Annotated in this window: 24 protein-coding genes; 13 read left to right on the top strand and 11 right to left on the bottom strand. The window is 59.6% G+C overall.

Annotation, left to right across the window (positions count from 1 at the left end; all coding sequences use genetic code 11):
- Positions 1–91 precede the first annotated feature (91 nt).
- Complete coding sequence (gene mtgA / locus AABC73_RS27545; RefSeq protein WP_341521714.1) at positions 92–802, bottom strand: monofunctional biosynthetic peptidoglycan transglycosylase; 711 nt, start codon at positions 800–802, stop codon at positions 92–94.
- An 80-nt stretch (positions 803–882) separates the two neighbouring features.
- On the opposite strand from mtgA, the gene AABC73_RS27540 reads away from it, so the two are divergent.
- Positions 883–1,260, top strand: coding sequence for a DUF423 domain-containing protein (locus AABC73_RS27540; RefSeq protein WP_065832511.1), 378 nt, complete (start codon positions 883–885; stop codon positions 1,258–1,260).
- Between the two features lie 165 nt (positions 1,261–1,425).
- Entirely contained in the window at positions 1,426–1,863 is a 438-nt protein-coding gene (locus tag AABC73_RS27535; RefSeq protein ID WP_341521713.1) for a DUF4399 domain-containing protein, read from the top strand.
- 126 nt (positions 1,864–1,989) lie between these two features.
- Here the strand turns inward: AABC73_RS27535 and AABC73_RS27530 are convergent, their stop codons facing one another.
- Positions 1,990–2,520 carry a GNAT family N-acetyltransferase gene (locus tag AABC73_RS27530; RefSeq protein WP_341521712.1) on the bottom strand — a complete coding sequence of 177 codons (531 nt, stop codon included), beginning with the start codon at positions 2,518–2,520 and terminating at the stop codon, positions 1,990–1,992.
- A 69-nt stretch (positions 2,521–2,589) separates the two neighbouring features.
- On the bottom strand, positions 2,590–3,819 hold the full coding sequence (serA, locus tag AABC73_RS27525) for a phosphoglycerate dehydrogenase (protein ID WP_341521711.1): 1,230 nt from the start codon (positions 3,817–3,819) through the stop codon (positions 2,590–2,592).
- Positions 3,820–3,989: 170 nt separating this feature from the next.
- Here serA and AABC73_RS27520 point away from each other — a divergent pair, with 170 nt between their 5' ends.
- The 4 genes from AABC73_RS27520 (at position 3,990) to AABC73_RS27505 (ending at position 8,220) form a co-directional block, all read left to right on the top strand.
- Complete coding sequence (locus AABC73_RS27520) at positions 3,990–5,384, top strand: FAD-binding oxidoreductase (RefSeq protein ID WP_341524344.1); 1,395 nt, start codon at positions 3,990–3,992, stop codon at positions 5,382–5,384.
- A 54-nt stretch (positions 5,385–5,438) separates the two neighbouring features.
- Entirely contained in the window at positions 5,439–6,104 is a 666-nt protein-coding gene (locus tag AABC73_RS27515) for a fumarylacetoacetate hydrolase family protein (RefSeq protein WP_341521710.1), read from the top strand.
- 177 nt (positions 6,105–6,281) lie between these two features.
- Positions 6,282–7,202, top strand: a complete 921-nt coding sequence (locus tag AABC73_RS27510; protein ID WP_341521709.1) for an SdiA-regulated domain-containing protein — start codon at positions 6,282–6,284, stop codon at positions 7,200–7,202.
- Positions 7,203–7,374: 172 nt separating this feature from the next.
- A complete protein-coding gene (locus AABC73_RS27505; protein WP_341524343.1) occupies positions 7,375–8,220 on the top strand; it encodes an SdiA-regulated domain-containing protein in 846 nt (281 codons plus the stop codon).
- Between the two features lie 141 nt (positions 8,221–8,361).
- On the opposite strand, the gene rpiA is transcribed toward AABC73_RS27505, so the two are convergent.
- Positions 8,362–9,033, bottom strand: a complete 672-nt coding sequence (gene rpiA, locus AABC73_RS27500) for a ribose-5-phosphate isomerase RpiA (protein ID WP_341521708.1) — start codon at positions 9,031–9,033, stop codon at positions 8,362–8,364.
- Between the two features lie 223 nt (positions 9,034–9,256).
- On the opposite strand from rpiA, the gene ilvA reads away from it, so the two are divergent.
- Complete coding sequence (gene ilvA, locus AABC73_RS27495) at positions 9,257–10,771, top strand: threonine ammonia-lyase, biosynthetic (RefSeq protein WP_341521707.1); 1,515 nt, start codon at positions 9,257–9,259, stop codon at positions 10,769–10,771.
- A gap of 132 nt (positions 10,772–10,903) precedes the next feature.
- Positions 10,904–11,329, top strand: a complete 426-nt coding sequence (locus AABC73_RS27490) for a DUF2269 domain-containing protein (RefSeq protein WP_341521706.1) — start codon at positions 10,904–10,906, stop codon at positions 11,327–11,329.
- Positions 11,330–11,365: 36 nt separating this feature from the next.
- Here the strand turns inward: AABC73_RS27490 and AABC73_RS27485 are convergent, their stop codons facing one another.
- A complete protein-coding gene (locus AABC73_RS27485; RefSeq protein ID WP_341521705.1) occupies positions 11,366–12,022 on the bottom strand; it encodes an HAD family hydrolase in 657 nt (218 codons plus the stop codon).
- 142 nt (positions 12,023–12,164) lie between these two features.
- Here AABC73_RS27485 and AABC73_RS27480 point away from each other — a divergent pair, with 142 nt between their 5' ends.
- Positions 12,165–12,644 (top strand): RNA pyrophosphohydrolase, encoded by a 480-nt coding sequence (locus tag AABC73_RS27480; RefSeq protein WP_020293475.1) that lies wholly within the window; start codon positions 12,165–12,167, stop codon positions 12,642–12,644.
- A gap of 21 nt (positions 12,645–12,665) precedes the next feature.
- A complete protein-coding gene (ptsP, locus tag AABC73_RS27475; RefSeq protein WP_065831657.1) occupies positions 12,666–14,945 on the top strand; it encodes a phosphoenolpyruvate--protein phosphotransferase in 2,280 nt (759 codons plus the stop codon).
- A 109-nt stretch (positions 14,946–15,054) separates the two neighbouring features.
- Here the strand turns inward: ptsP and AABC73_RS27470 are convergent, their stop codons facing one another.
- The gene (locus tag AABC73_RS27470) at positions 15,055–15,801 is read right to left on the bottom strand and encodes an NRDE family protein (protein ID WP_341521704.1); all 747 of its coding nucleotides are present in this window, start codon (positions 15,799–15,801) and stop codon (positions 15,055–15,057) included.
- 207 nt (positions 15,802–16,008) lie between these two features.
- Here AABC73_RS27470 and lgt point away from each other — a divergent pair, with 207 nt between their 5' ends.
- Entirely contained in the window at positions 16,009–16,818 is an 810-nt protein-coding gene (gene lgt / locus AABC73_RS27465) for a prolipoprotein diacylglyceryl transferase (RefSeq protein WP_341521703.1), read from the top strand.
- Between the two features lie 52 nt (positions 16,819–16,870).
- The gene (locus tag AABC73_RS27460; RefSeq protein ID WP_341521702.1) at positions 16,871–17,842 is read left to right on the top strand and encodes a thymidylate synthase; all 972 of its coding nucleotides are present in this window, start codon (positions 16,871–16,873) and stop codon (positions 17,840–17,842) included.
- Between the two features lie 289 nt (positions 17,843–18,131).
- Here AABC73_RS27460 and cadR read toward each other — a convergent pair whose 3' ends face one another.
- Complete coding sequence (gene cadR / locus AABC73_RS27455) at positions 18,132–18,578, bottom strand: Cd(II)/Pb(II)-responsive transcriptional regulator (protein WP_341521701.1); 447 nt, start codon at positions 18,576–18,578, stop codon at positions 18,132–18,134.
- 83 nt (positions 18,579–18,661) lie between these two features.
- On the opposite strand from cadR, the gene AABC73_RS27450 reads away from it, so the two are divergent.
- Positions 18,662–20,929 carry a heavy metal translocating P-type ATPase gene (locus AABC73_RS27450; protein WP_341521700.1) on the top strand — a complete coding sequence of 756 codons (2,268 nt, stop codon included), beginning with the start codon at positions 18,662–18,664 and terminating at the stop codon, positions 20,927–20,929.
- A 103-nt stretch (positions 20,930–21,032) separates the two neighbouring features.
- Here AABC73_RS27450 and hutG read toward each other — a convergent pair whose 3' ends face one another.
- From hutG to hutH, 4 genes are all read right to left on the bottom strand, one after another.
- Positions 21,033–21,836: an N-formylglutamate deformylase gene (hutG, locus tag AABC73_RS27445; protein ID WP_341521699.1), complete on the bottom strand. Its 804-nt coding sequence runs from the start codon at positions 21,834–21,836 to the stop codon at positions 21,033–21,035.
- Between the two features lie 10 nt (positions 21,837–21,846).
- Positions 21,847–23,058: an imidazolonepropionase gene (hutI, locus tag AABC73_RS27440; protein WP_341521698.1), complete on the bottom strand. Its 1,212-nt coding sequence runs from the start codon at positions 23,056–23,058 to the stop codon at positions 21,847–21,849.
- A 14-nt stretch (positions 23,059–23,072) separates the two neighbouring features.
- Positions 23,073–24,464 (bottom strand): amino acid permease, encoded by a 1,392-nt coding sequence (locus AABC73_RS27435; RefSeq protein WP_341521697.1) that lies wholly within the window; start codon positions 24,462–24,464, stop codon positions 23,073–23,075.
- 214 nt (positions 24,465–24,678) lie between these two features.
- Positions 24,679–26,250, bottom strand: coding sequence for a histidine ammonia-lyase (gene hutH, locus AABC73_RS27430; protein ID WP_341521696.1), 1,572 nt, complete (start codon positions 26,248–26,250; stop codon positions 24,679–24,681).
- Positions 26,251–26,258: the final 8 nt, after the last annotated feature.

Genomic DNA, 26,258 nt, shown 5'->3' with positions numbered 1-26,258 from the left:
GGCCAGTCCATTCGCTACAGTTGCGTCGTCAGAGCTCTCGCCCTCCCGGCTGAAGCCGGTCCTACGGTTCGCCTCTTTGCGGCGCGACCGGTTAAAACGTCCGGCTATGATTCAGCCCGGTCAAATAATCATCTCCGCCCAACTGGCGCACTTGCTGACGGATCCAGCTGGCACGACGCAGCACGTAGCTGCTTGGGTGGCTTGTGCTCCATTTGCGGGGGTTGGGCAGGACGGCGGCCAGATAGCTCGCCTGTTGCGTGGACAGGGCGCTGGCGTTGACGCCGAAGTGGTGCTGTGCCGCCGCCTGGGCGCCGAACACGCCTTCATCCCATTCGACACTGTTGAGGTAGACCTCAAGAATCCGCTCCTTGGACCAGAGCATCTCGATCAGCAGGGTGAACCACGCTTCCAGGCCCTTGCGCACATAGCTGCGGCCGGACCACAGGAACAGGTTCTTCGACACCTGCTGGCTCAAGGTACTCGCGCCGCGAATCGAACCGCCAAGCTCGTTATGGCTGATGGCCGCCTGAATTGCGCCGACGTCAAAACCCCAATGCTCGGCGAATTTCTGGTCTTCACCGGCAATCACGGCAATTTTCAGGTTATTGGAGATTTTATTCCAAGGCTCCCAGTCGCGCTGCAGGTCAATAGGCTGGCCGTCGAACCAGGATTCAATCTTGCGCTCGACCATCAGGGCAGTGCCGGGAGGGGGCACGAAACGGAAGATCAAAACCAGAATGACGCTGCCCGCTGCAAACCAGAGCAGGCCTTTGATGAACCGTTGCACAATTAAACGCAGCATAGAGATGGCTTGGCCGAACCCGTTGAGCGGGCCATTATACAGACCGTGCGCCTTTGGACGATTTTTGACTGGAGTTCTCGATGCTTCGTACCTTTTTAATGCTCGCCGCCTTCTTTGGTTTCACCGGCGTGGCCCTGGGCGCATTCGCTGCCCATGGCCTGAAAAACCGCTTAAGCGCTGAATACCTGGCGATTTTCCATACCGGCGTGCTCTATCAATTGGTGCATGCGCTGGCGTTACTGGGCGTGGCGTTGCTCGCGGCGCAGATTCCCGGCCGCTTGATGACCCTGGCCGGTTACTCGTTCGCCATCGGCATCCTGCTGTTTTCCGGCAGTCTTTACCTGTTGACGCTTACCGGAGTCAGCAAACTGGGCATCATCACGCCGTTTGGCGGGCTGGCGTTTTTGATCGGCTGGGCGATTCTCGGTCTGGCCGCGTGGCGTCTGGGCGGGGTTTGATTGCCGCCGCGGCAACATGAAATCTCTGACATAAAGGCACTTCGTTCAAACATAACTCCAGTCCCGCGCTATGGTAAGGATCATGCTTGAGCCTCGCGCGGCTTGAGCCGAAGCCACGGATCCAAGGTCCGATGGCTGAGTCTCATAAAAAAATCTGGAGAAAACATGAAGACCTTGTTGGTAAAAACTGCTCTCGCGGGCCTCTTGCTGAGCGCCTCTCTTCTGGCCAACGCTGCCGACGTTCCACACACCGCGTCGCCTGAGGGCGCCGAGGTTTACATCATCTCGCCCAAGGACGGCTCCACCGTTCCGGGGACGTTCAAGGTTCAGTTCGGTCTCAAAGGAATGGGCGTTGCGCCAGCAGGCGTGGATGTTCCCGATACCGGTCACCATCATTTGCTGATTGACGTGAAAGATCAGCCTGACCTCAATGCGCCGTTGCCGGTGAGCGATAACATCCGCCACTTCGGCAAGGGCCAGACCGAAACCGAGATCACCTTGCCGCCGGGTCGCCACACGCTGCAATTGATCGTCGGCGACAAGAGCCACATCCCGCTCAGCCCGTCGGTCGAGTCGAAGGCGATTACGGTTAATGTGAAGTAATTGGCTGGGCACCAGCCAATTACCGTAGGACCGGCTTTAGCCGGGAGGGAGTCAGTACACTCGCCGCAAACACTGGGTCAGGAATGAAGCTCTCCCGGCTAAAGCCGGTCCTACGGAGCGCGCCCGCTAACCCCTTCTGGCCGGTGCCATGGCTTTGTAAGCGAAGACCTGGAACTGCGCGCCGTTGAGTGTGAATTCCCCAACCTGATTCATGCCCATCTTGCGGTGCGCCTTGATCGACGGCTGGTTGTCGCCCCGGATGAACAGCACACCTTGTCGGCCGGGTTCCAGCACCAGTAAATGCTTGAACATCGCCTGCGCGAGACCGCCACCGCGTTCGGTTTCACTGACGCAGATCGGGCCGTAGATGTAGGCGTCGTCATCCAGGTAGGCAAAGGCCTGGAGCGTTTTTTCCACAACAGGGATCGGCCGCAGGCTGTTCACTGTCTGGGACGTCGTCATAAGGAAAGCAACCACTTCATCGCCGCGACAGGCGACGATTTGCGGCATGTCCGACATCATTTCTTCTATTTGCCCAGATGTCAGTTCGGCGGCGAGTGTGCCGCCTTGAGCCAATTGATTCGCGTGCTGAAGCTTTACGATTCCGGGCAGATCCGTTTTGCGCGCTGTGCGGATCACTATTCCATTTCCGGTCATGACATTTCTCCCTGGTTCACACCAAAAAAAGGAGACCCGAAGGTCTCCTTTTTTGTTGACGCTTAAAGCTTAGAACAACACGCGGCTACGGATGGTGCCTTTGATGTGTTGCAGCTTTTCCTGCGCCAGATCGGAGTACTCGGCATCGACGTCGATGACCACGTAGCCGACTTTCTCGTTGGTCTGCAGGAACTGACCGGAGATGTTGATACCGTTTTCGGCGAAGACCTTGTTGATCTCGCTCATCACACCCGGAATGTTTTCGTGGATGTGCAGCAGACGGTGTTTGCCAGGGTGAGCCGGCAGGGCAACTTCCGGGAAGTTGACCGAGGACACCGACGTACCGTTGTCGCTGTACTTGACCAGCTTCTCTGCCACTTCCAGACCGATGTTGGCCTGGGCTTCGGCAGTGGAGCCGCCGATGTGCGGGGTCAGGATCACGTTGTCCAGGCCACGCAGCGGGCTTTCGAAGATGTCGTCGTTGGAGCGAGGCTCAACCGGGAACACGTCGATGGCCGCGCCGATCAGGTGCTTGTCCTTGATCGCGTCAGCCAGGGCGTCCAGTTCAACCACGGTGCCACGCGCCGCGTTGATCAGGATGCTGCCTTTTTTCATGGCGCGGATTTCTTTCTCGCCGATCATCCACTGGGTTTCAGCGGTTTCCGGAACGTGCAGGGTCACGATGTCCGACATGCCCAGCAGTTCGGTCAGGCTCGACACCTGAGTGGCGTTACCCAACGGCAGCTTGGTCAGCGTGTCGAAGAAGTAAACCTGCATGCCAAGGCCTTCGGCCAGTACGGAAAGCTGGGTGCCGATCGAGCCGTAGCCGACGATACCGAGCTTCTTGCCACGGATTTCGAAGGAGTTGGCCGCGCTCTTGATCCAGCCGCCACGGTGGCAGGATGCATTCTTCTCAGGGATGCCGCGCAACAGCAGGATCGCTTCGGCCAGTACCAGCTCGGCAACCGAACGGGTGTTGGAGTACGGCGCGTTGAACACGGCGATACCGCGTTCGCGGGCAGCGTTCAGGTCGACCTGGTTGGTACCGATGCAGAAGCAGCCGACCGCGACCAGTTTCTTGGCGCTGTCGAACAACTCTTCAGTCAGTTGCGTGCGGGAACGGATGCCGATGAAGTGAGCGTCGGCGATCTTTTCTTTCAGTTCGGCTTCCGGCAGAGACTTGGTGTGGTAGTCGATGCTGGTGTAACCGGCTGCCTTGAGGACGTCCACAGCGGATTGATGGACGCCTTCGAGAAGAAGGAACTTGATCTTGCTCTTGTCGAGGGAAGTCTTGCTCATCTGCTTAAACCTGTGTCCCGGAGAAAAATGGCAGGAAGTGAAGCCTTCGCTTTATCGGCCCGAAAGCTCGATTAGCGGGGGGCGTATGCTAGCATAAGCACCCCGCGAAACCCCATTCCTGGACGTGAAGCGTTCTCAGGATGACCATGAATTGTTCGAGAGTTCCGTCGATGACCCATCCTGCGCTGATAGATGAGCTGAAGACCCTGGTTGAGCCTGGCAAAGTGCTGACCGATGCCGACTCCCTTGAGGCCTACGGCAAGGACTGGACCAAGCAGTACGCGCCCGCGCCTGTTGCCATCGTCTTTCCCAAGAGCATCGAGCAAGTGCAGGCCATTGTCCTGTGGGCCAATGAACACAAGGTCGCGCTGGTGCCATCTGGCGGCCGGACCGGGCTTTCCGCTGCGGCCGTGGCAGCCAATGGCGAAGTAGTGGTCTCGTTCGATTACATGAACCAGGTGCTGGAACTGAACCTCACCGAGCGCACCGCGCGTTGCCAGCCGGGGGTGATCACCAAGCAATTGCAGAACCTCGCGGAAGAAAACGGCCTGTACTATCCGGTGGATTTTGCTTCGTCAGGTTCGAGCCAGATTGGCGGCAATATCGGCACCAATGCCGGCGGGATCAAGGTCATTCGCTACGGCATGACCCGGAACTGGGTCGCGGGCCTGAAAGTTGTTACCGGCAAAGGCGACATCCTCGAACTGAACAAAGACCTGATCAAGAACGCCACCGGCTACGATCTGCGTCAGCTGTTCATCGGCGGTGAAGGCACGTTGGGTTTTGTGGTCGAGGCCACCATGCGCCTGGATCGTGCGCCGAAAAACCTCACCGCGATGGTGCTGGGAACCACCGACTTCGATTCGATCATGCCCGTGTTGCATGCCTTCCACGGCAGACTGGATCTGACGGCCTTCGAGTTCTTTTCCGACAAGGCCTTTGCCCGTGTCATGAGCCGTGGGGACGTGCCGTCGCCATTCGATACCCCGTGCCCGTTCTATGTCCTGCTGGAATTCGAAGCGACCACCGAAGACGTGGCCAACGAAGCGCTGGCGACATTCGAGCATTGCGTCGAACAAGGCTGGGTGCAGGATGGCGTGATGAGCCAGAGCGAACAGCAGCTGCAGAACCTGTGGAAGCTGCGCGAATACATCTCGGAAACCATCTCGCACTTCACGCCTTACAAGAACGACATTTCGGTTACCGTTTCGAAAGTGCCAGCGTTCCTGAGCGAAATTGACGCGATCGTCGCCGAACACTACCCGGATTTCGAAGTGCTCTGGTACGGCCACATTGGCGATGGCAACCTGCACTTGAACATCCTCAAGCCTGAGGCTCTCGACAAGAACGAGTTCTTCGTCAAGTGCGCCAAGGTCAACAAATGGGTGTTCGAGACCGTGCAGAAGTACAACGGCTCGATCTCCGCCGAGCACGGCGTGGGCATGACCAAGCGCGATTACCTGACTTACAGCCGTTCGCCGGTCGAGATCGAGTACATGAAAGCCGTCAAAGCGGTATTCGACCCGAATGGCATCATGAACCCGGGCAAAATCTTCGCTGTTTGAAGCGGCCGCTATCGATAGTGGCAACACCCAAAACGATCAGAGCCAGGAGCAGCCATGAGCTATCAGCACAAGTATGTCGACGGGACCAGCATCCACTTTCCAATGGGCAAAGTGGTGTGCATTGGCCGTAATTACGCCGAACACGCCAAGGAACTGGACAATCCGGTGCCGACCGAGCCGTTGCTGTTCATCAAGCCGGGCAGTTGCGTGGTGCCGCTGGAAGGTGGTTTCACGATTCCGGCTGATCGCGGCTCGGTGCATTACGAAGCCGAAATCGTCGTGCTGATCGGCAAACCGCTGACCAAAAGCCCGACCCGCGAAGAAGTGCTGGATGCCATTTCCGGCTTCGCTCCGGGCCTGGACCTGACTTTGCGTGATCTGCAGTCGAAGCTGAAAGAGAAAGGCCTGCCATGGGAATTGGCTAAATCGTTCGACGGCGCAGCGGTTATCGCGCCGTTCGTCCCGGCAGAAACCTATGACGACCTGACCGATATCGGTATTCGTCTGACCATCAATGGCGAAGTTCGCCAGGACGGTAACAGCAGCTCCATGCTCAACCCCATCGTGCCGATGATTCAGCACATGGCAGCGTGCTTCTCGCTGCAAGCCGGTGACCTGATCATGACCGGCACGCCCGCCGGCGTTGGTCCGTTCCAGGCCGGGGACGATCTGGTGCTTGAGCTGACCGGCCACACCCGTTTCGAAAGCAGCGTTCGGTGATTTTCGCCTGAACCTGAAAAGCCGTCTGCGATGCTGTCGCAGGCGGCTTTTTTATGTGCGATCCGCACTGATCGGTTCAATTGGCGTTTTTTTCACACTTGATCTGGATAATCCCGCCTCGGCCCTGCTCGTGGGCATTGTGCAACCAGACGCCGTATTTGCTCAGGAATGTCCTCCATGTCCACCCGCTCCCGATTGTTGAAACCCAAAGACCGCGTGTCGCGCATGCGCTGGTATGCAGGATTGCTGCTTGTTGCGGTAATCGGCTACGGCGTGGCGGTCCTGCTGCATTGGGATGATCGCGGCGTGCTGTGGATCAAGGAAGCACTGGAAAGCCCGTCCGAACGCGCCGCCAGCTTCTGGTTGCCCGACTATAAGGTCGATATCGACGCCAAGCTGCTGCCGGGCATGGAGAAGGATGAGGCTTCTGATCTGTCCTACAGCCCAGCGAGCAAAACCCTGTTTTCGGTCATGGGCAAGAACGCTTTTCTGGTCGAGCTGACGTTGAAAGGCGATGTGCTGCGCAAGATTCCGCTGGTGGGCTGGAGCAATCCTGAAGGCGTTGCGGTGCTGGAGAATGGCTTGATTGCGATCACCGATGAGCGCCAGCACCTGCTGAGTATCGTCAAGGTAACGCCGGACACCACGACGCTGAACATCGCCGAGGCCATGAAATACGACCTCGGCCCGTCGAAAGACCAGAACAAAGGTTTCGAAGGCATCGCCTGGGATCCGCGCCGCCAGCAAATCCTGCTCGGCGAAGAGCGTCCGGCGGCGATGTTTACCTGGAAAAGTGATGGCAGCGGGTTGCTTGAGGGCGACAAACAGAAACTCGAAAGCCTCGTATTGAATATGCGCAACCTGTCGGCACTCAGCATCGAGCCGCGCACCGGCCACACCCTGGCACTGTCCGCGGATTCGCACTTGCTGCTGGAACTGGACGAGAAGGGCGAGCAGGTCAGCTTCATGACCCTGCTGGGCGGCTTCAACGGCCTGAACAAAACCATTCCTCGTGCCGAGGGCGTGGCAGTCGATGAAAGCGGCACGATGTACATGGTCAGCGAGCCGAACCTGTTTTATTCGTTCAAGAAGCGTTAAACCAAGCCGTGGGAGCGGCGCTCAATTAATTTGGTGATGGCTCAAAGCTATTAAGCTTTAATTCAGTTTGGCGTGGTATTTATGCTGCCCGCCTGATCGTCGAGCCCTCTGCATGCGTCGCTTCTTCACTGCAAAAATTGTCTACCCGGTCCTGATTCTCCTGGCGTTGCTGATGTTTTTCGTGGGCCGTGAGTATCGGTTGATGGAGCGCGCCTGGTTCAATTGGCAGGTGCTGTGGCAAGCGAAAGATCTCGCGACGGTTGGGCTTGGCGACTATCGCGTGACTATCGAGGCCCAGCCCATCGTCGGGCTCGACGATGATGTTTCCGCCCTCAGCTACGATCCGGACCGCAAAAGCCTGTTCACCGTGACCAACAAGAATGCGGAGATGGTCGAGCTGAGCCTTGAGGGCCGGATTCTGCGGCGTATCGCGCTGACCGGTTTTGGCGATGCCGAAGCGGTGGAGTACATCAGTCCTGGCATTTACGTCATCAGCGATGAATACCAGCAACGGCTGATCAAGGTGCATGTGGACGATGACACGCTGTTCCTCGACGCGGCGGACGCCGAGCAACTGACCTTGGGCATCGATGCTGGCGGCAATAGCGGTTTTGAAGGCCTGGCTTACGACACCAAAGGCCAGCGCCTGTTTGTCGCCAAAGAGCGCAAGCCGGTGCAGATCATCGAAGTGCGCGGCTTCCCCAATCTCAGCACCGATACGCCGAACGTCATCGAAGTGGCCTCCAATGCGCGGCGCGATGCGGGATTGTTCGTGCGTGACTTGTCGAGCTTGCAGTTCGATGAACGCAGCGGCCATTTGCTGGCGCTGTCGGATGAGTCGCGGCAGATTCTCGAACTCGACACCGAAGGCCGCCCGATTGGCAATGTCTCGCTGAGCAGCGGCCAGATGGGCTTGCGCAAGAATGTGCCGCAAGCCGAAGGCATCGCCATGGGCGATGACGGCACGCTGTATCTGGTCAGCGAGCCGAATCTGTTTTATGTGTTCAAGAAGCAGTGAAGCCGACTTCGATCTCAATCATTGGATTGGGATGCGTCCGTAGGACCGGATTTAGCCGGGAGCTGGGACGTCCATCCGCAGCAGCATGGTCGTCGAACTGCCCTCCCGGCTGAAGCCGGTCCTACGAGATCGGTGCAGGACTTACCGAGTCAGCGTCTTTACGCCTTCGCTGGTACCCAGCAGCAGTAAATCAGCCGGACGTGCGGCGAACAGGCCGTTGGTGACCACGCCGACGATGGCGTTGATCTGGCTTTCCAGCTCGACCGGGTTGGTGATGTTCATGTTGAACACGTCGAGAATGATGTTGCCGTTGTCGGTCAGCACGCCTTCGCGATAGACCGGGTCGCCGCCCAGCTTCACCAGTTGGCGAGCGACATGGCTGCGGGCCATAGGAATGACTTCCACCGGCAGCGGGAAAGCGCCCAGCACCGGCACCAACTTGCTGGCATCGGCAATGCAGATGAAGGTCTTGGCCACGGCCGCGACGATTTTCTCGCGGGTCAACGCCGCGCCGCCGCCCTTGATCAGGTGCAGATGCTCGTCACTTTCGTCGGCGCCATCGACATAGAATTCCAGATCGCTGACGGTATTGAGCTCGTAGACCGGAATGCCATGGCCCTTGAGACGTGCCGCAGTGGCTTCGGAACTGGCGACCGCGCCATCGAAAGCGCCCTTGTGTCTGGCCAGCGCATCGATGAAACAGTTGGCTGTGGAGCCGGTGCCGACGCCGACGACGCTCTTGTCGTCCAGTTTCGGGAGGATGAAGTCCACGGCGGCCTGGGCCACAGCTTGTTTGAGTTGATCCTGGGTCATGCGGGCTCCATGGGTGTCGCTGTAGGAGCCAACGTGTTGGCGAGACGTCTGGCCTGCTTACACAGATATGACGCTTCGCGAACAGGTTCGCTCCTACATGGCTCAAAAGGGCCAGCATTATAGCGACATGCCGCCGGGAAAACCCCGTCATTCGTGTGGTCGTCCATCAGTGTGCGCGGTAGACTTCGAGACCTTGCCCTTTTTCGCCAGTGATGTTTCCCCGATGCTTGAACAGTACGTCAAGAAAATCCTCACCTCCCGCGTCTACGACGTGGCCGTGGAAACCCCGCTGCACGGCGCTCGCCAGCTGTCCGAACGCTTGGGCAATCAGGTGCTGCTCAAGCGCGAAGACTTGCAGCCGGTGTTCTCGTTCAAGATTCGCGGCGCGTACAACAAGCTGGCGCAGTTGAGCCCGGAAGAGCTCGCGCGCGGCGTGGTCACCGCGTCGGCGGGCAATCACGCGCAGGGCCTGGCGCTGGCGGCGAAAACGCTAGGCGTCGAAGCGACCATCGTCATGCCCAAGACCACCCCGGAAATCAAGGTCGAAGGCGTGCGCTCCCGCGGCGGCAAAGTAGTGCTGCACGGCGATTCGTTCCCCGAAGCGCTGGCCTATTCGCTGAAACTGGTCGAGGAAATGGGCTTCGTCTACATCCATCCGTATGACGACCCCGACACTATCGCCGGCCAAGGCACCGTGGCGATGGAAATCCTCCGTCAGCACCCGGGCCAGCTCGACGCGATTTTTGTCCCGGTGGGCGGCGGCGGGCTGATTGCCGGCATCGCGGCCTACGTGAAATACCTGCGCCCGGAGATCAAGGTGATCGGCGTCGAGCCGGACGATTCCAACTGCCTGCAACAAGCCATGGCCTACGGCGAGCGCGTGGTGTTGCAGCAGGTCGGATTGTTCGCCGATGGCGTGGCGGTGGCGCAGATCGGCAAGCACACCTTCGACATCTGCAAGGATTACGTCGACGAAGTGATCACGGTCAGCACCGACGAAATTTGCGCGGCGATCAAGGACATCTACGACGACACCCGTTCGATCACCGAACCCGCCGGCGCGCTGGGCGTCGCCGGGATCAAGAAATACGTCGAACAGTACGGCGTCAGCGGCCAGACCCTGGTGGCCATTGATTCCGGGGCCAACGTCAATTTCGACCGTCTGCGCCATGTGGCCGAACGCGCCGAACTGGGCGAAGGCCGCGAAGCCATCATCGCCGTGACCATTCCCGAGCAGCCGGGCAGCTTCAAGGCCTTCTGCGAAGCCATCGGCAAACGGCAGATCACCGAATTCAACTACCGCTACCACACCGACCGCGAGGCGCACATCTTCGTCGGCGTGCAGACCCATCCCGACACCGATCCGCGTGCGGCGTTGGTCGCCAGCCTGACTGAACAGGGTTTTCCGGTGCTGGACCTCACCGACAACGAACTGGCCAAGCTGCACATCCGGCACATGGTCGGCGGCCACTCCGAGCGGGTCAGCGATGAAGTAGTGTTCCGCTTCGAATTCCCGGAACGGCCGGGCGCGCTGTTCAACTTCCTCAACAAGCTGGGCGGCCAGTGGAATATCTCGATGTTCCACTACCGCAACCACGGCGCGGCCGATGGCCGGGTCATGGCCGGGCTGGTGGTGCCCGAAAACGAGCGGCACCTGATCCCGGCGGCACTGGCCGAGATTGGGTATCCGTATTGGGATGAGAGCGAGAATCCGGCTTATAAGCTGTTTTTGGGGTGACTCAACCCCGTAGGACCGGCTTTAGCCGCGAGAGCGCCGGTGCATCCGCTATATTTCTTGAGTCAGGAACGATGAGCTCCCGGCTAAAGCCGGTCCTACGGGTTTCATCTATTTCACTGGAGCATTCCGAAAATGGAACATTTCACCACGATCAAAATCCTCCACGTCGTCACCACCGTGCTGTTTTTGCTCAGCGCGCTGGGACTGGCTGGATTCGTCATCAAACAACGCCGCTCAGGCGATGCGAGCGTGCAAAACCGCCTGTTGCAGCGGCCGTGGTTGTTCGTCTGGCTGCTGATGGGGCTTTGTTTGCTGATCATGCCGATCAGCGGCTGGTGGCTGGTGCATTACGCTGGCTGGTCGCTGGGGCAAACCTGGTTGCTGTCGAGCAGCGTGCTCTACACCCTCGGCACGCTGAGTTGGGCATGGCTGGTGGCGCGGCTCAATCGACTGCGCACCGCAGGTGGCGGCAAGCCAGCGGTCACCCTGGGTTTGGCCATCTTCAGCGCCGTGTGCTTTATCGCCATTGCCGGGCTGATGGGTGCCAAACCGGTTTAACGCCTACGGTTGTACCTGATTGACAGGTTGGCGTGGTCAACTCCGCAAGGTAATCACCGGCCAGCCACGGCTTTCAGCTTCGGCGCGCAGTTTAGGGTCGGGATCGACGGCTACCGGGTTGGCGACTTGCTCCAGCAGCGGCAGGTCGTTCAGCGAGTCGCTGTAGAAGTAGCTGTCATCAAGATTGAAGTGGTTCTCTTCCAGCCATTTATTGAGCCGCGTCACCTTGCCTTCACGAAAGCAGGGTATATCGGTGGTGCGGCCGCTGTAGCGTCCGTCGATGACCTCACATTCGGTCGCCAGCAGGGTATCGATACCCAGCCGCGCGACGATGGGGGCCGTGACGAAACGATTGGTTGCGGTGATCACCACGAGCTTGTCGCCAGCGTCGCGATGCATGGCGATGAGTTCCATGGCTTTTGGCAGGATGATCGGTTCGATGCAGTCGCGCATGAAGTCGCGGTGCCATTCGTCCAGTTGCGCCATATCGGTGCTGCCGAGGATTTCCAGGCTGAAGTTCAGGTAATCGGTCAGATTCAAGGTTCCGGCCAGGTAATCCTGATAAAACGCATCGTTACGCGTTTTGTAGACAACAGGGTCGAGGATGCCGCGCTCGCACAGGTAATCGCCCCATGCGTGATCGCTGTCGCCGCCCAAAAGTGTGTTGTCGAGGTCGAATAAGGCCAGACGCATGCAGTTACCCGCTGAAATTGCTGAAAAAAGAGCCCAAGAATACGAGGTTTTCACAAGTCTTCACATAACCTGCTAAGCCTCGTTGCTGCTTTGATCGCCTTTGTGGAACAATGCGGCGACATGCGTTTGCGAGGTTGTTGCCGTGATCGACCCCGATGGTTTCCGTCCAAATGTCGGGATTATTCTGACAAACGATGCTGGCCAGGTCCTATGGGCTCGGCGAATCAACCAAGATGCCTGGCAGTTTCCACAAGGCGGGATCAACCCTCAGGAAACGCCGGAAGACGCGCTTTACCGTGAATTGAATGAAGAAGTCGGGCTTGAGCGCGAAGATGTGCAAATTCTTGCCTGTACACGAGGCTGGTTGCGTTATCGTCTCCCGCAACGACTGGTCAGGACGCACAGCCAACCGCTGTGTATCGGCCAAAAGCAAAAATGGTTTCTCCTGCGCCTGGTCTCCAACGAGCAGCGGGTGCGGATGGATTTGACCGGGAAACCGGAATTCGATGGCTGGCGCTGGGTCAGTTATTGGTATCCGCTGGGTCAGGTGGTGACATTCAAGCGCGAGGTGTATCGACGCGCACTCAAAGAGCTTGCCCCGCGCCTTTTATCGCGCGACTGACACGGAGTTCGACCCCGAGCCATGCTCAATACGCTGCGCAAGATCGTCCAGGAAGTTAACTCCGCCAAGGATCTAAAGGCGGCGTTGGGCATTATTGTGTTACGCGTAAAAGAGGCGATGGGCAGCCAGGTCTGCTCGGTCTACCTGCTCGACCCGGAAGCCAATCGTTTCGTATTGATGGCGACCGAGGGCTTGAACAAGCGCTCGATCGGCAAAGTCAGCATGGCGCCGAATGAGGGCCTGGTCGGTCTGGTCGGCACTCGCGAAGAGCCGCTGAACCTCGAAAACGCTGCCGATCACCCCCGTTATCGCTACTTTGCCGAAACCGGCGAGGAGCGTTTCGCCTCATTCCTTGGGGCACCGATCATTCACCACCGCCGTGTGGTGGGCGTACTGGTCATCCAGCAAAAGGAGCGCCGCCAGTTCGACGAAGGGGAAGAAGCTTTCCTCGTGACGATGAGCGCGCAGCTCGCCGGGGTTATCGCCCACGCTGAAGCCACCGGTTCGATCCGGGGCCTTGGTCGTCAGGGCAAAGGGATTCAGGAAGCGAAATTTGTCGGCGTCGCCGGTTCGCCCGGTGCTGCCGTGGGCGTGGCCGTGGTCATGCTGCCGCCTGCCGATCTGGAAGTGGTGCCGGACAAGACCGTCACTGATATCGCTGCCGAACTGGCCTTGTTTCAGACGGCCCTGGAAGGCGTGCGCGGCGATATGCGTACCTTGTCCGCCAAGCTTGCGACCCAACTGCGGCCGGAAGAGCGCGCATTGTTCGATGTTTACCTGATGATGCTCGACGATGCTTCGCTGGGCAGCGAAGTGACCAATGTCATCAAGACCGGGCAGTGGGCGCAGGGCGCCTTGCGCTCGGTGGTCAGCGAACACGTCAAACGCTTCGAATTGATGGACGACGCTTACCTGCGTGAGCGCGCGTCCGACGTCAAGGATCTGGGCCGTCGCTTGCTGGCCTACCTGCAACAGGCCCGGCAACAGACGCTGGTTTACCCCGACAACACGATTCTGGTCAGCGAAGAACTCACGCCCGCGATGTTGGGCGAAGTGCCTGAAGGCAAGCTGGTCGGCCTGATTTCGGTGCTTGGCTCCGGCAACTCCCACGTCGCGATCCTGGCCCGCGCCATGGGTATTCCGACGGTCATGGGCGTGGTCGATCTGCCGTATTCCAAGGTCGATGGCATCGAGCTGATCGTCGACGGTTATCACGGCGAAGTCTTTACCAACCCCAGCGACATCATGCGCAAGCAGTTCGCCGAGGTGGTCGAGGAAGAGCGTCAGCTCTCCCAAGGCCTGGATTCCCTGCGTGAGCTGCCTTGCGTCACGCTGGACGGGCATCGCATGCCGTTGTGGGTCAACACCGGTCTGCTCGCTGATGTGGCCCGCGCCCAGCAGCGTGGCGCCGAAGGCGTTGGTCTGTATCGCACCGAAGTGCCGTTCATGATCAACCAGCGTTTCCCGAGTGAAAAGGAACAGCTGGCGATCTACCGCGAGCAACTGGCCGCTTTCCATCCGCTGCCGGTGACCATGCGCAGCCTGGACATCGGCGGTGACAAGGCGCTGTCCTACTTCCCGATCAAGGAGGACAACCCGTTCCTCGGCTGGCGCGGCATTCGCGTCACCCTCGATCACCCGGAAATCTTCCTGGTGCAGACCCGCGCCATGCTCAAGGCCAGTGAAGGCTTGAACAACCTGCGGATTCTGCTGCCGATGATTTCCAGCACCCACGAAGTGGAAGAGGCCTTGCACCTCATTCACCGTGCGTGGGGTGAAGTCCGCGACGAAGGTACCGACGTGCCGATGCCGCCGGTGGGCGTGATGATCGAAGTGCCTGCGGCGGTTTATCAGACCCGCGATCTGGCGCGTCAGGTGGACTTCCTGTCGGTCGGCTCCAACGACCTGACCCAATATCTGCTGGCAGTGGACCGCAACAACCCACGGGTTGCCGACCTTTACGATTACTTGCACCCGGCGGTACTGCAAGCCTTGCAGAACGTCGTGCGCGACGCTCATGCCGAAGGCAAACCGGTGAGCATCTGCGGCGAGATGGCCGGCGATCCAGCGGCTGCGGTGCTGTTGATGGCGATGGGTTTTGACAGCCTGTCGATGAACGCCACCAACCTGCCGAAAGTGAAATGGATGCTGCGTCAGATCCATCTGAGCAAGGCCAAGGAACTGCTCGCGCAATTGATGACCAATGACAACCCGCAAGTCATCAGCAGCTCGCTGCAACTGGCGCTGAAAAATCTTGGCCTGTCGCGGATGATCAATCCGGGGTCGGTCAAAGGGCATTGATTCAATAACCACCGTAGGACCGGATTTATCCGGGAGGGCGATCGTTCAGGTCGAAAATGTCTGCCAGATGGGCTACTGTCTCGCGGATGAATCCGCTCCTACGGTGTTGTCATATATCCAACCCCACCTCCCCCAATCTCCCGCCATATGGCCCGAAACTGTGTTCGACGATGCGTCGGCTGCCATCGGCATTGACGATCAGCGCTGTGCTGGCGCGGGTGCCGTAGGTCGGGCTGGCGATGAAGATGCTGGAAAGCAGGGTTTCCGTCGCCAAGCTGACGCCGGTATCCGGCAAGTCCGCGAGCGGCGCGGTCTGCGCATCTTCGAGTATGCCCAGCAGCGCCGCAGGTTGAGGATTGTCCAGCTGAGCGCTCAGTGCGGCCTTGGCCTTGACCAGCTTGGGCCAAGGCGTATCCAGTCCGGCATTCGATAAGCCGTAAATGCCCTCGCTCAATTGCTGCGGTTGCGGGTCCGAACTGTTGAGGTAATGCAGCGTCTGGCCATCGCCGACCAGCAGATTGAAGCCGCCATATTCGTCCGCCCGGCCCGCCACCTCGAACAAATAATCTTCAATTGACGCCTGGCCGGTCAAAAATTGCGCAACCAATTCGCCACGGGAACGACGGCCCAAGGGCTGGTTCGGGTCGCGAATATTGGTCAGCGCCGCAAATCGACCGTCGGCGCTGATGCCCAGCCAGGTGCCGCCCGCTTCCAGGTCGCGACCTGCATAGACGTGCGGCACATCGGCCCACTGCGCCAACGGCTCGGTAGGGCGTGCATAGAATTCGTCACGATTGGCAGCGACAATCAGCGGCTGCGCGTGGGAAGGGCGCCAGGCAAAGACGATCAGACACATGCGGTACTCCTTTTTTTCACCACTCTACGCATCCACTCGGCCGACATCCATCGTGCAGGTAGAGCGCGGGACCTTGCTCCGGTAACATGCCGTTCTCATTTCGCGCGCTCGGGCAGCATTGCTGTTCAGCGCAGGTTTAAGTTTGCTGCTTTAGTGTGTTCTGATTTTGTTGCTCGCAAGGGCGTTCGAATTTTTTGAGGAGTCGCAATGCTGCCTTACCCGCAGATTGACCCGGTGGCGGTGGCCATTGGCCCGCTGCAAATTCACTGGTACGGATTGATGTATCTGGTCGGCATCGGTGGTGCGTGGCTGCTGGCATCGCGTCGTCTGAACCGCTTCGATCCGACCTGGACCAAAGAAAAACTCTCCGACATGATTTTCTGGCTGGCCATGGGCGTTATTGTCGGCGGGCGGCTGGGTTACGTGTTGTTCTACGATCTGCCCGCGTACATCGCCAATCCGCTACTGATCTTCGAAGTCTGGAAGGGCGGTATGGCGTTCCATGGCGGGTTCGTCGGCGTGATGTTGGCGGCCTGGTTTTTCGCCCGTCGCAATGGTAAATCGTTCTTCGAACTCATGGACTTCATCGCGCCGCTGGTGCCGATTGGCCTGGGCGCCGGGCGTATCGGCAACTTCATCAATGCCGAATTGTGGGGCAAACCGACTGACCTGCCATGGGCCATGGTTTTCCCGCCGTTCAGCGATCCAGCGCAACTGCCGCGTCACCCGTCGCAGCTGTATCAGTTCGCCCTGGAAGGCGTCGCGCTGTTTCTGATTCTCTATCTGTTCTCGCGCAAACCTCGCCCGACCATGGCGATTTCCGGGATGTTCGCGTTGTTTTACGGGATTTTCCGCTTTATCGTCGAGTTCGTCCGCGTTCCGGATGCGCAGCTCGGTTACCTGGCCTGGGGTTGGGTCACCATGGGTCAGATCCTCAGCCTGCCGATGATCATCGCCGGTAGCGTGCTGATCTGGCTGGCGTACCATCGCGCTGCTGGCAAGACCGCAGCGGTTTAACACTGAAACGCCGGACGCGGCTGTCCGGCGGATTCATCGATGCAGGTGATTTATGAAGCAATATCTGGAACTCGTCGCTCACGTCATCAAGAACGGGACGCTGCAAGCCAACCGCACCGGCGTGAAGACCATCAGCTTTCCCGGCGCCATGCTGCGTTATGACCTGCAGGAAGGCTTTCCGGCGATCACTACGCGGCGCATGGCCTTCAAGTCGGCGATTGGCGAGATGGTCGGCTTCCTGCGCGGCGTGAATAACGCTGCCGAATTTCGCGAGCTGGGCTGCAAGGTTTGGGATCAGAACGCCAATGAAAACGCGCAATGGCTGGACAATCCGTTCCGCAAGGGCGAAGACGATCTGGGCGAGATCTACGGCGTGCAGTGGCGCAAATGGCCCGCTTACAAGCGCATCGACCTGAGTAATCCGGCCGCCATCGAGCTGGCGCTGAGCCAGGGCTATCAGCAGATCGCCCAGTCTGAAGAGGAAGGCCAGGCTTACGTCGTGCTGTACAAGGCCATCGACCAGATTCGCCAGTGTGTCGACACGATCATCAAGGATCCTGGCAGCCGCCGGATTCTGTTCCACGGCTGGAACTGCGCGCAACTGGACGAAATGGCTTTGCCGCCGTGCCATTTGCTGTATCAGTTCCACCCGAATCAGGAGACCAGAGAAATCTCCCTGACCCTGTACATCCGCTCCAATGATCTGGGGTTGGGTACGCCGTTCAACCTGACCGAAGGCGCGGCCTTGCTGAGCCTGATCGGTCGCCTGACGGGCTACACGCCGCGCTGGTTCACGTATTTCATCGGCGATGCCCATGTCTACGAAAACCACCTGGACATGCTCAACGAGCAGCTGACCCGCGAGCCGTTCCCGATGCCGAAACTGGTGATCGCCGAGCGCGTGCCCGAGTTTGCCAGGACCGGGGTTTATCAGCCGGAGTGGCTGGAGCAGATCGAACCGTCGGACTTCACTCTGGAAGGTTACGAGCACCATCCGGCGATGACGGCGCCGATGGCGGTTTAATGCAAAGCCCGTAGGACCGGCTTTAGCCGGGAGGCCGTTATTTCTGACCCGGGAAATGCAGCGGGTGTTCTGGCCCTCTCCCGGCTAAAGCCGGTCCTACGACATACCCGCGAGGCGTCAATGCCCATGACTCCTGCCCACATGGGAGTGCTCTGACTCCGGCGTTGCCACGCCGCCATACCCGTAGGACTGGCTTTAGCCGGGAGGCCGTTATTTCTGACTCGGGAAATGCAGCGGGTGTTCTGGCCCTCTCCGGCTAAAGCCGGTCCTACGACATGCCCGCGAGGCGTCAATGCCCATGACTCCTGCCCACATGGGAGTGCTCTGACTCCGGCGTTGCCACGCCGCCGCTGACCTCCAGCCGATCCAGAATCCCGCAATGATCCGGTGCACCTTCGCTGCAACGTTCACGCAGGTCGAGCAGTTGCGTCTGCAAGGCTTGCAGGCTGGCGATGCGGGTGTTGACGTGCAGGATATGCTCGTCGATCAACGCGTTGACGCTTTCGCACTGATCCTGCGGGCTGTCGCGTAGGTTGAGCAGGCTGCGAATCTCTTCGAGGGTCATGTCCAGGCCACGGCAATTGCGGATGAACGTCAGCCGCTCCACATGCGCCTGGGTATACAGTCGGTAATTGCCTTCACTGCGCGCCGGAGGCGGCAGCAGGCCTTCGCGCTCGTAATAACGGATGGTTTCCACCTGAGCGTCGGTCAGTTTTGCCAGTTCGCCAATCTTCATCTCGTCGATCCTGATTTTGGTGCTTGACCCTATAGTGGCTACAGGGTGTTCACTTGGCAACAAGCAAGTCAAAGGACTGGACCATGAGCCAAGCGACCCCAATCGATCCGAAACACGAACATGCCGAACACGACCATTCGGCGCACGATCATGCCCATGCAGAACACAGCCACGCCAGGCACGAACACAGCTGCTGTTCGGCGGATGCAGCACCCGCTGTTGTTACGTTCAGCGATTCGCCTGCGTCCGGCGGTCGGCTGAGCAGTTTCCGAATCGAGCAGATGGATTGTCCTACCGAACAGACCTTGATCCAGAACAAACTGGGCAAGCTGGCCGGGGTGCAGAAGCTCGAATTCAACCTGATCAATCGCATGCTCGGCGTCTGGCACGAATTGCCGTCCACTGACCCGATTCGCGAAGCAATCTCGTCACTGGGCATGCAGGCCGAGCCGATTGAAGAGGGCGCCAGCGCTGAGTCGACTTCGTTGCCGCCAGCGAAAAAGCCCTGGTGGCCGCTGGCGTTGTCGGGCGTTGCAGCGCTGGCGTCGGAGGTGATTCACTTCGCTGACCTGGCGCCGAACTGGGTTGTGGCGCTGGTCGCATTGGTCGCCATTCTCAGCGGCGGGCTGACCACCTACAAAAAAGGCTGGATCGCCCTCAAGAACTTCAACCTGAACATCAACGCGCTGATGAGCATCGCCGTAACCGGCGCGGTGCTGATCGGGCAATGGCCGGAAGCGGCCATGGTGATGTTCCTGTTTACCGTGGCCGAGTTGATCGAAGCCAAATCCCTGGACCGCGCCCGCAACGCAATCGGCGGGCTGCTGCAACTGACGCCGGAAGTGGCGACGGTGCGCCAGGCGGATGGTCAGTGGCTGGAGCTGGACGCGAAAAGCATCGATCTTGGCGCCATCGTGCGGGTAAGGCCGGGCGAACGGATTGCGCTGGACGGTGAAGTGGTTTCCGGCAATTCCACCATCGATCAGGCGCCGATTACCGGTGAAAGCTTGCCGGTGGAGAAGGCTGAAGGCGATAAAGTCTTCGCCGGCACGATCAATCAGTCGGGTTCGCTGGAATACAAGGTTACGGCCGCAGCCAACAACTCGACACTGGCGCGGATCATTCATGCGGTGGAAGCCGCACAGGGTGCGCGCGCGCCGACGCAGCGTTTCGTCGACAGTTTTTCGCGCATCTATACCCCGGCTGTCTTCTTGCTGGCCTTGGCCGTGGCGATCATTCCGCCGCTGTTCATGGGCGCAGTATGGTTCGACTGGATCTACCGCGCGCTGGTGTTGCTGGTGGTGGCGTGCCCGTGTGCGCTGGTGATTTCCACGCCAGTGACGATTGTCAGCGGTCTGGCGGCTGCGGCGCGCAAAGGCATCCTGATCAAAGGCGGCGTTTATCTGGAAATGGGCCAGAAGCTTGATTATCTGGCGCTGGACAAAACCGGGACCATTACCCACGGCAAGCCGCTGCAGACCGACTATGTGCTTCTAAAGGAATCGGCAGGTGAATTGGTTCCGGCGATTGTCGCCAGTCTGGCTGGCCGTTCCGACCACCCGGTTTCCCTGGCCCTTGCCCTGGCAGCAGAAAAGAGCCTGACCTTGCATGAGGTCACCGCATTGGAAGCGTTGGCGGGTCGTGGTGTGCGCGGCGAGATCAATGGCGAGGTGTATCACCTGGGCAACCACCGTCTGGTGGAAGAGTTGGGCTTGTGTTCGCCAGAGCTGGAAGCGCAGCTTGATGCGCTGGAAAAGCAGGGCAAAAGCGTGGTGTTGCTGCTGGATAACAGCGGTCCGCTGGCGTTGTTCGCCGTGGCCGATACCGTCAAGGACAGCAGCCGCGAAGCGATTGAACAGCTGCACAAGCTGGGCGTGAAAACCCTGATGTTGACCGGCGATAACCCGCACACCGCCAAGGCGATTGCTGCACAGGTGGGCATCGATCAGGCGCAAGGCAATCTGATGCCCGCTGACAAGTTGCAGGCAATCGAGGCGCTGTACGCGCAAGGTCATCGGGTCGGCATGGTGGGCGACGGTATCAACGACGCGCCCGCGCTGGCCCGCGCCGAAATCGGTTTCGCCATGGCGGCTGCGGGTACTGATACAGCGATTGAAACCGCCGATGTTGCCCTGATGGACGACGATCTGCGCAAGATCCCGACATTCATTCAGCTGTCGCGCCGCACCTCGGCGATCTTGAAGCAGAACATCATCCTGGCGCTGGTGATCAAGGCGATCTTTCTGGTCGTCACCTTCGCTGGCATGGCGACCATGTGGATGGCGGTGTTCGCCGATATGGGCGTGAGCTTGCTGGTGGTGTTCAACGGCTTGCGTTTGCTTAAAAAATAATCAGCGAACTGTGGGAGCGAGCTTGCTCGCGAATCAATGTGTCATTCAGAGAAGTAGTGACTGATCTGACGCAATCGCGAGCAAGCTCCCACGGATTTTGAATTCAGCGTCCGTATTGAGTCTGTCCCCACTGAATCATTCCCTCCAGCAACTTCCGCAGCACCAGCCGCGTCGGCTCCGCCAGATCAGGCCGGTAATGAAACGGCACGAACTCTTCCATGTAAGTGCTCTGGGTCAGTTCCAGTTGCACCGCATGGATATTGTTGGCCGGATCGCCGTAGTGGCGGGTGATGTGGCCGCCTTTGAAACGGCCATTGAGCACATGGCTGTAATCGGTGGCGGCGGCGCAGATGGCTTCCACGCGTTGGCCCAATTCTGCATCGCAACTGGCGCCGTTGAAGGTGCCGAGGTTGAAGTCCGGCAGGCGGCCTTCAAACAGGTGTGGGATATGTCCGCGAATCGAGTGGGCATCAAACAGCAGCGCATAGCCGAACTCGTCACGCAGCCTTGCCAGCTCTTGTTCGATAGTCTGGTGGTACGGCGTCCAGATCTGCTCCAGATAACGCGCGCGCTCCTCGGCGCTCGGTTCCAGACCCTCCTTGAACAGCGGCACGCCATCGAACAGGATCGACGGGAACAACCCGGTGGTCGCGCCGGCATACAGCGGTTTGTCGTCGGACGGGCGATTCAGGTCGATAACGAAACGCGAGTATTCAGCCGCCAGGGTGCTGGCGCCCAGTTCGGCGGCGAAGTCATAGAGTTGCGGGATGTGCCAGTCGGTGTCCGGCAGGCTCAGGGCCTCATCCACAAGACCGGCTTGGACCGCAGGCGTCAGGTGCAATCCCGCGTGGGGCATGCTGATCAGCAGCGGCACGCTGCCGCGAGAAAATTTCAGAACGTTGTCCATCGGTCTCTCCTTAAATCAGGGATTCGACGCCGTGGCGCACGATGCGTTTGTCCAGATCTCCGCCCAGCCAATAGGCCAGGTCGGCTGGGCGTTCGATGTTCCATGCGACGAAATCGGCGAACTTGCCCACTTCCAGCGAGCCATGAGTGTCGCCCATGCCCAACGCTTTGGCGGCATTGATCGTGACGCCAGCGAGGGCTTCTTCGGGTGTCATGCGAAACAACGTACACGCCATGTTCAGCATCAAGCGCAGGGACAGCGCGGGAGACGTGCCGGGATTGAGGTCGCTGGCGATGGCGATATCGACGCCATGTTTGCGCAGGGCATCCATGGGCGGCAGCTGGGTTTCGCGCAGGAAGTAATAAGCGCCGGGCAGCAACACCGCAACGGTTCCGGCCGCACCCATGGCGATGGCGTCGGCTTCGGTCATGAATTCCAGATGGTCCGCCGACAACGCATGGTAGCGCGCCGCCAGACTGGAACCCGCGAGGGACGACAATTGCTCGGCGTGCAGTTTCACCGGCAAGCCCAATTGGCCAGCCGTGATGAATACCTGCTCGACCTGCGCCGGGGAAAACGCCAGGTATTCGCAAAATGCATCCACAGCATCGACCAGCCCTTCATCGGCCAATGCGGGCAGCATTTCGCTGCAGATGTGATTGATGTAATCGTCGGCGCGGTCGGTGTATTCCGGCGGCAAGGCATGAGCGGCCAGACAGGTGCTGCGCACAGTGATCGGCAAGGTGTTGCCCAGGCGACGGATGACCCGCAGCAACTTGCGTTCGTTGGCCAGATCCAGACCGTAGCCAGACTTCATCTCGACCGTGGTCACGCCATCCTTGAGCAAATGCCGCAGGCGATTTTCCGCGCTGGCGTACAGCTCGTCTTCGCTGGCCGCGCGAGTGGCGCGCACCGTGCTGGCAATGCCGCCACCGGCTGCGGCGATCTCGGCGTAGCTCACACCTTGCAGGCGCTGCTCGAATTCGCCGCTGCGATTGCCGCCGAACACGGTGTGCGTGTGGCAGTCGATCAGCCCCGGCGTGACCCACGCGCCATTGAGATCGACAACGCTGTCAAAACCCGACTCCGCTTCAACCAGATCCGCCTGCGGCCCGATCCATTCGATACACGCTCCAGAGCTCACGATGGCGGCATTCTCGATGATCGAGTATTTGCCTTGCGCCATGCTTGCCACATGGCAGTGCTTCCAGAGCGTTTTCATTCGGGTCTCCGAGGCTATCGAGTGAGGGAAGAGTTCTTCTGATTATGGATGCCGGGTTTGATCCAGGCGTTATAAGCGACCACCAGCAATACGACCCAGACCGCACCAACGATCAACGCCGCGCGGTTGTCCGGGAAGTAGCCCAGCACGCCGAAAATGAACAGCATGAAAACGATGGCCGCTGCCGGTGCGACGGGCCAGAACGGCACCGGGAATTTCAGCTGCGCGACTTCTTCGCGACTCATGGCGCGGCGCATCGCTACCTGCGTCAACAGGATCATCAGCCAGACCCACACAGTGGCGAACGTCGCCAGCGAAGCGATCAGCAGGAACACGTTTTCCGGAATCAGGTAATTGAGCAGCACGCCGCCCAGCAACGCGATGCCCATCACCAGCACGGTCATCCATGGCACGCCCTGTTTCGACAGGCGAGAAAAGCTTTTTGGCGCCTGACCCTGCCGGGAAAGGCCATACATCATGCGACCGGCGCCGAAGATATCGCTGTTGATCGCCGAAACTGCTGCGGAAATCACCACGATATTCAGCAGTGCGGCGGCCCACGGAATGCCCAGGCTGGAGAAAATCTGCACGAACGGGCTGTTGGCCTTGGTGATCTGTGACCAGGGAAACAGCGACATCAGCACGAACAGCGTCAGTACATAGAACAGCAGAATGCGCAGCGGTACGGCGTTGATGGCGCGCGGGATCGTGTGTTGCGGATCTTGCGCTTCACCCGCCGTGATGCCGATGATTTCGATGCCACCGAACGCGAACATCACCACCGCGAAACAGGCGATCAGGCCGCCGATGCCGTTGGGCATAAAGCCGCCGTGGCTCCACAGGTTGCTGACGCTGGGCACGGTTTCTGCGCCTGCCAGAGTGACGCCGAACAGCAACAGGCCGAAACCGGCAACGATCATCGCGACAATGGCGCTGACCTTGAGCAGCGAGAGCCAGAACTCGGTTTCGCCGAAGACTTTGACGTTGCACAGGTTCAGCGCGCCGATCAGGAACACGATGCTCAACACCCAGATCCAGCGCGGTACATCCGGGAACCAGAAACCCATGTAAATGCCGAAGCCAGTCACGTCGGCCAGGCAGACGATGATCATTTCAAAGGCGTAGGTCCAGCCCAGAACAAAGCCCGCCATTGGCCCCAGATACGTGCTGGCGTATTCGCTGAACGAGCCCGCCACCGGGTTGTGCACGGCCATTTCGCCCAGCGCGCGCATGACCATGAACACTGCCGCGCCGCCGATCAGGTAGGCGAGCAGCACCGCTGGCCCGGCCATCTGAATGGCCGATGCCGAACCGTAGAACAGCCCGGTGCCAATGGCCGACCCGAGGGCCATGAAGCGAATGTGACGGGCCGACAGCCCGCGTTTCAAACCTTGTTGTGACGTCATTTCCAATCCAATTCCGTTCTTTCCAGCGAACTGCCAGTTGCTCAGGGCGGCAAGGATAACCGCTTGGCGCGTTGCTCGAATCGACGTCGTGTCGGGTGTCGCCTGGCTGACATCCTGTGTCACGGATGTCTATACGTCTTGGGTCGACTGGCCTGGCCCTGTGCAGACTGTGTGGGAGCGAGCTTGCTCGCGAAGAGGGCTGTATACCCAGAGCCTATGTGTGGGCTGGAACAACGTCTTCGCGAGCAAGCTCGGCTCCCACAGGAACCAGTTCCGCCAGCACCTTTTTCAACATGACTTCACTCCTGAGCAGTTTGGCGCTGGCGGCGATGTCCGGGGCGAGCCAGCGGTCTTCGTCGTAGGCCGGGACGTGTTCGCGCAGCAGACGCCATGCGGCGTCGGTGCCGATGCCAAAACGCTGGCCCTTGAAAAACTCGAATGCCTGGGCCGCGAGCAAATACTCGATGGCGAGAATCTGCGTGGCGTTATCCAGCACCCGGTGCAATTTCAGCGCGGCGTTGGTGCCCATGCTCAGGTGATCTTCCTGCAAGCCGGAGGTCACGTAATTGTCGGTGACCGCCGGTTGCGCCAGTTGCCGATTTTCCGCGCACAGCGAAGCGGCGACGTACTGGACGATCATCATCCCGGAGTTGACCCCCGGCTGGCTGACCAGAAAGGCTGGCAAACCGCTGACCGTCGGGTTGATCATGCGATCCAGACGGCGCTCGGCGATAGAGCCCAGTTCTGCCACGGCAATTGCCAGCAAGTCTGCCGCCATCGCCACGGATTGACCGTGCGGGTTGGCCTGGGACACCACGCGATACGCTTCGGGCGTGCCCAGCAACAGCGGATTATCGGTTGCGGAATTCAGCTCGATTTCGATCTGCCGGGTTGCATGGGTCAGCTGATCGCGAGTGGCGCCATGCACCTGCGGAATCGAACGAATGCTCAGCGCGTCCTGGGTGCGAATGCCCTGGCTGTTGGCGAGCACTTCGCTGCCGTCGAGCAGGCTGCGCAGATTGCTGGCGACGATCTGCATGCCAGGATGCGGTTTAAGCGCGATGATTTCTGCATCGAACGCCTTCAGTTGGCCGCGCAGGGCTTCGAAACTCATGGCACCGACCACATCGGCCCAATGCGTCAGGCGTTGCGCGTCGGCGATGGCCAGGCAGCTCAAACCGGTCATGCATGGCGTGCCGTTGACCAGGCACAAACCGTCCTTGGCGCCGAGGACCACCGGGCTCAGGCCTTCAGCGTCCAGCGCCTGCAACGCCGGCATGACGTGGCCGCGATAGCTGACGTTGCCGACACCCAGCAACGCAATGCCGATGTGCGCCATGTGCGTGAGGTAGCCGACCGAACCCTGGGACGGAACCTGCGGGGTAATCTGCCGATTGAGCAGCGTCAGCAAGGCTTCGACCACTTGCCGATGCAGGCCGGACTTGCCCTGGCTGTAATTGATGATCGCCGCGCAGATGATCGCTCGGGTCTGTTCGTCAGGCAGCGCGGTACCGACGCCGCAGGCATGGCTGAGCAAGGTATTGCGTGACAGCTGACTCAACTGCTCGCCATGCAGCGAGACATTGCACAACGCGCCGAGCCCGGTATTCACGCCATAAGCGCGCTCGCCGCTGGCCACGATACATTCGACGATGGCTTGAGCATTGTCGATCCGCGCCCAAGCGCTGGCCGACAGGCTCAAGTGCGCGCCGTTGCGGGCTACGGCAACCACGTCCTGCCAACGCAGCGGGCCTTCGCCGATTACGATTTTTTCAACTGGCGACATCTCGAACG

The sequence above is a fragment of the Pseudomonas sp. G.S.17 genome (assembly GCF_038096165.1).
Taxonomy (GTDB): domain Bacteria; phylum Pseudomonadota; class Gammaproteobacteria; order Pseudomonadales; family Pseudomonadaceae; genus Aquipseudomonas.
This window is presented reverse-complemented; position numbering and strand designations above follow the sequence as displayed.

Coding starts and splice junctions, on each gene's coding strand:
- mtgA (WP_341521714.1), bottom strand. CDS start 802: ATGCTGCGTTTAATTGTGCAACGGTTCATCAAAGGCCTGCTCTGGTTT.
- AABC73_RS27540 (WP_065832511.1), top strand. CDS start 883: ATGCTTCGTACCTTTTTAATGCTCGCCGCCTTCTTTGGTTTCACCGGC.
- AABC73_RS27535 (WP_341521713.1), top strand. CDS start 1,426: ATGAAGACCTTGTTGGTAAAAACTGCTCTCGCGGGCCTCTTGCTGAGC.
- AABC73_RS27530 (WP_341521712.1), bottom strand. CDS start 2,520: ATGACCGGAAATGGAATAGTGATCCGCACAGCGCGCAAAACGGATCTG.
- serA (WP_341521711.1), bottom strand. CDS start 3,819: ATGAGCAAGACTTCCCTCGACAAGAGCAAGATCAAGTTCCTTCTTCTC.
- AABC73_RS27520 (WP_341524344.1), top strand. CDS start 3,990: ATGACCCATCCTGCGCTGATAGATGAGCTGAAGACCCTGGTTGAGCCT.
- AABC73_RS27515 (WP_341521710.1), top strand. CDS start 5,439: ATGAGCTATCAGCACAAGTATGTCGACGGGACCAGCATCCACTTTCCA.
- AABC73_RS27510 (WP_341521709.1), top strand. CDS start 6,282: ATGTCCACCCGCTCCCGATTGTTGAAACCCAAAGACCGCGTGTCGCGC.
- AABC73_RS27505 (WP_341524343.1), top strand. CDS start 7,375: ATGTTTTTCGTGGGCCGTGAGTATCGGTTGATGGAGCGCGCCTGGTTC.
- rpiA (WP_341521708.1), bottom strand. CDS start 9,033: ATGACCCAGGATCAACTCAAACAAGCTGTGGCCCAGGCCGCCGTGGAC.
- ilvA (WP_341521707.1), top strand. CDS start 9,257: ATGCTTGAACAGTACGTCAAGAAAATCCTCACCTCCCGCGTCTACGAC.
- AABC73_RS27490 (WP_341521706.1), top strand. CDS start 10,904: ATGGAACATTTCACCACGATCAAAATCCTCCACGTCGTCACCACCGTG.
- AABC73_RS27485 (WP_341521705.1), bottom strand. CDS start 12,022: ATGCGTCTGGCCTTATTCGACCTCGACAACACACTTTTGGGCGGCGAC.
- ptsP (WP_065831657.1), top strand. CDS start 12,666: ATGCTCAATACGCTGCGCAAGATCGTCCAGGAAGTTAACTCCGCCAAG.
- AABC73_RS27470 (WP_341521704.1), bottom strand. CDS start 15,801: ATGTGTCTGATCGTCTTTGCCTGGCGCCCTTCCCACGCGCAGCCGCTG.
- lgt (WP_341521703.1), top strand. CDS start 16,009: ATGCTGCCTTACCCGCAGATTGACCCGGTGGCGGTGGCCATTGGCCCG.
- AABC73_RS27460 (WP_341521702.1), top strand. CDS start 16,871: ATGAAGCAATATCTGGAACTCGTCGCTCACGTCATCAAGAACGGGACG.
- cadR (WP_341521701.1), bottom strand. CDS start 18,578: ATGAAGATTGGCGAACTGGCAAAACTGACCGACGCTCAGGTGGAAACC.
- AABC73_RS27450 (WP_341521700.1), top strand. CDS start 18,662: ATGAGCCAAGCGACCCCAATCGATCCGAAACACGAACATGCCGAACAC.
- hutG (WP_341521699.1), bottom strand. CDS start 21,836: ATGGACAACGTTCTGAAATTTTCTCGCGGCAGCGTGCCGCTGCTGATC.
- hutI (WP_341521698.1), bottom strand. CDS start 23,058: ATGAAAACGCTCTGGAAGCACTGCCATGTGGCAAGCATGGCGCAAGGC.
- AABC73_RS27435 (WP_341521697.1), bottom strand. CDS start 24,464: ATGACGTCACAACAAGGTTTGAAACGCGGGCTGTCGGCCCGTCACATT.
- hutH (WP_341521696.1), bottom strand. CDS start 26,250: ATGTCGCCAGTTGAAAAAATCGTAATCGGCGAAGGCCCGCTGCGTTGG.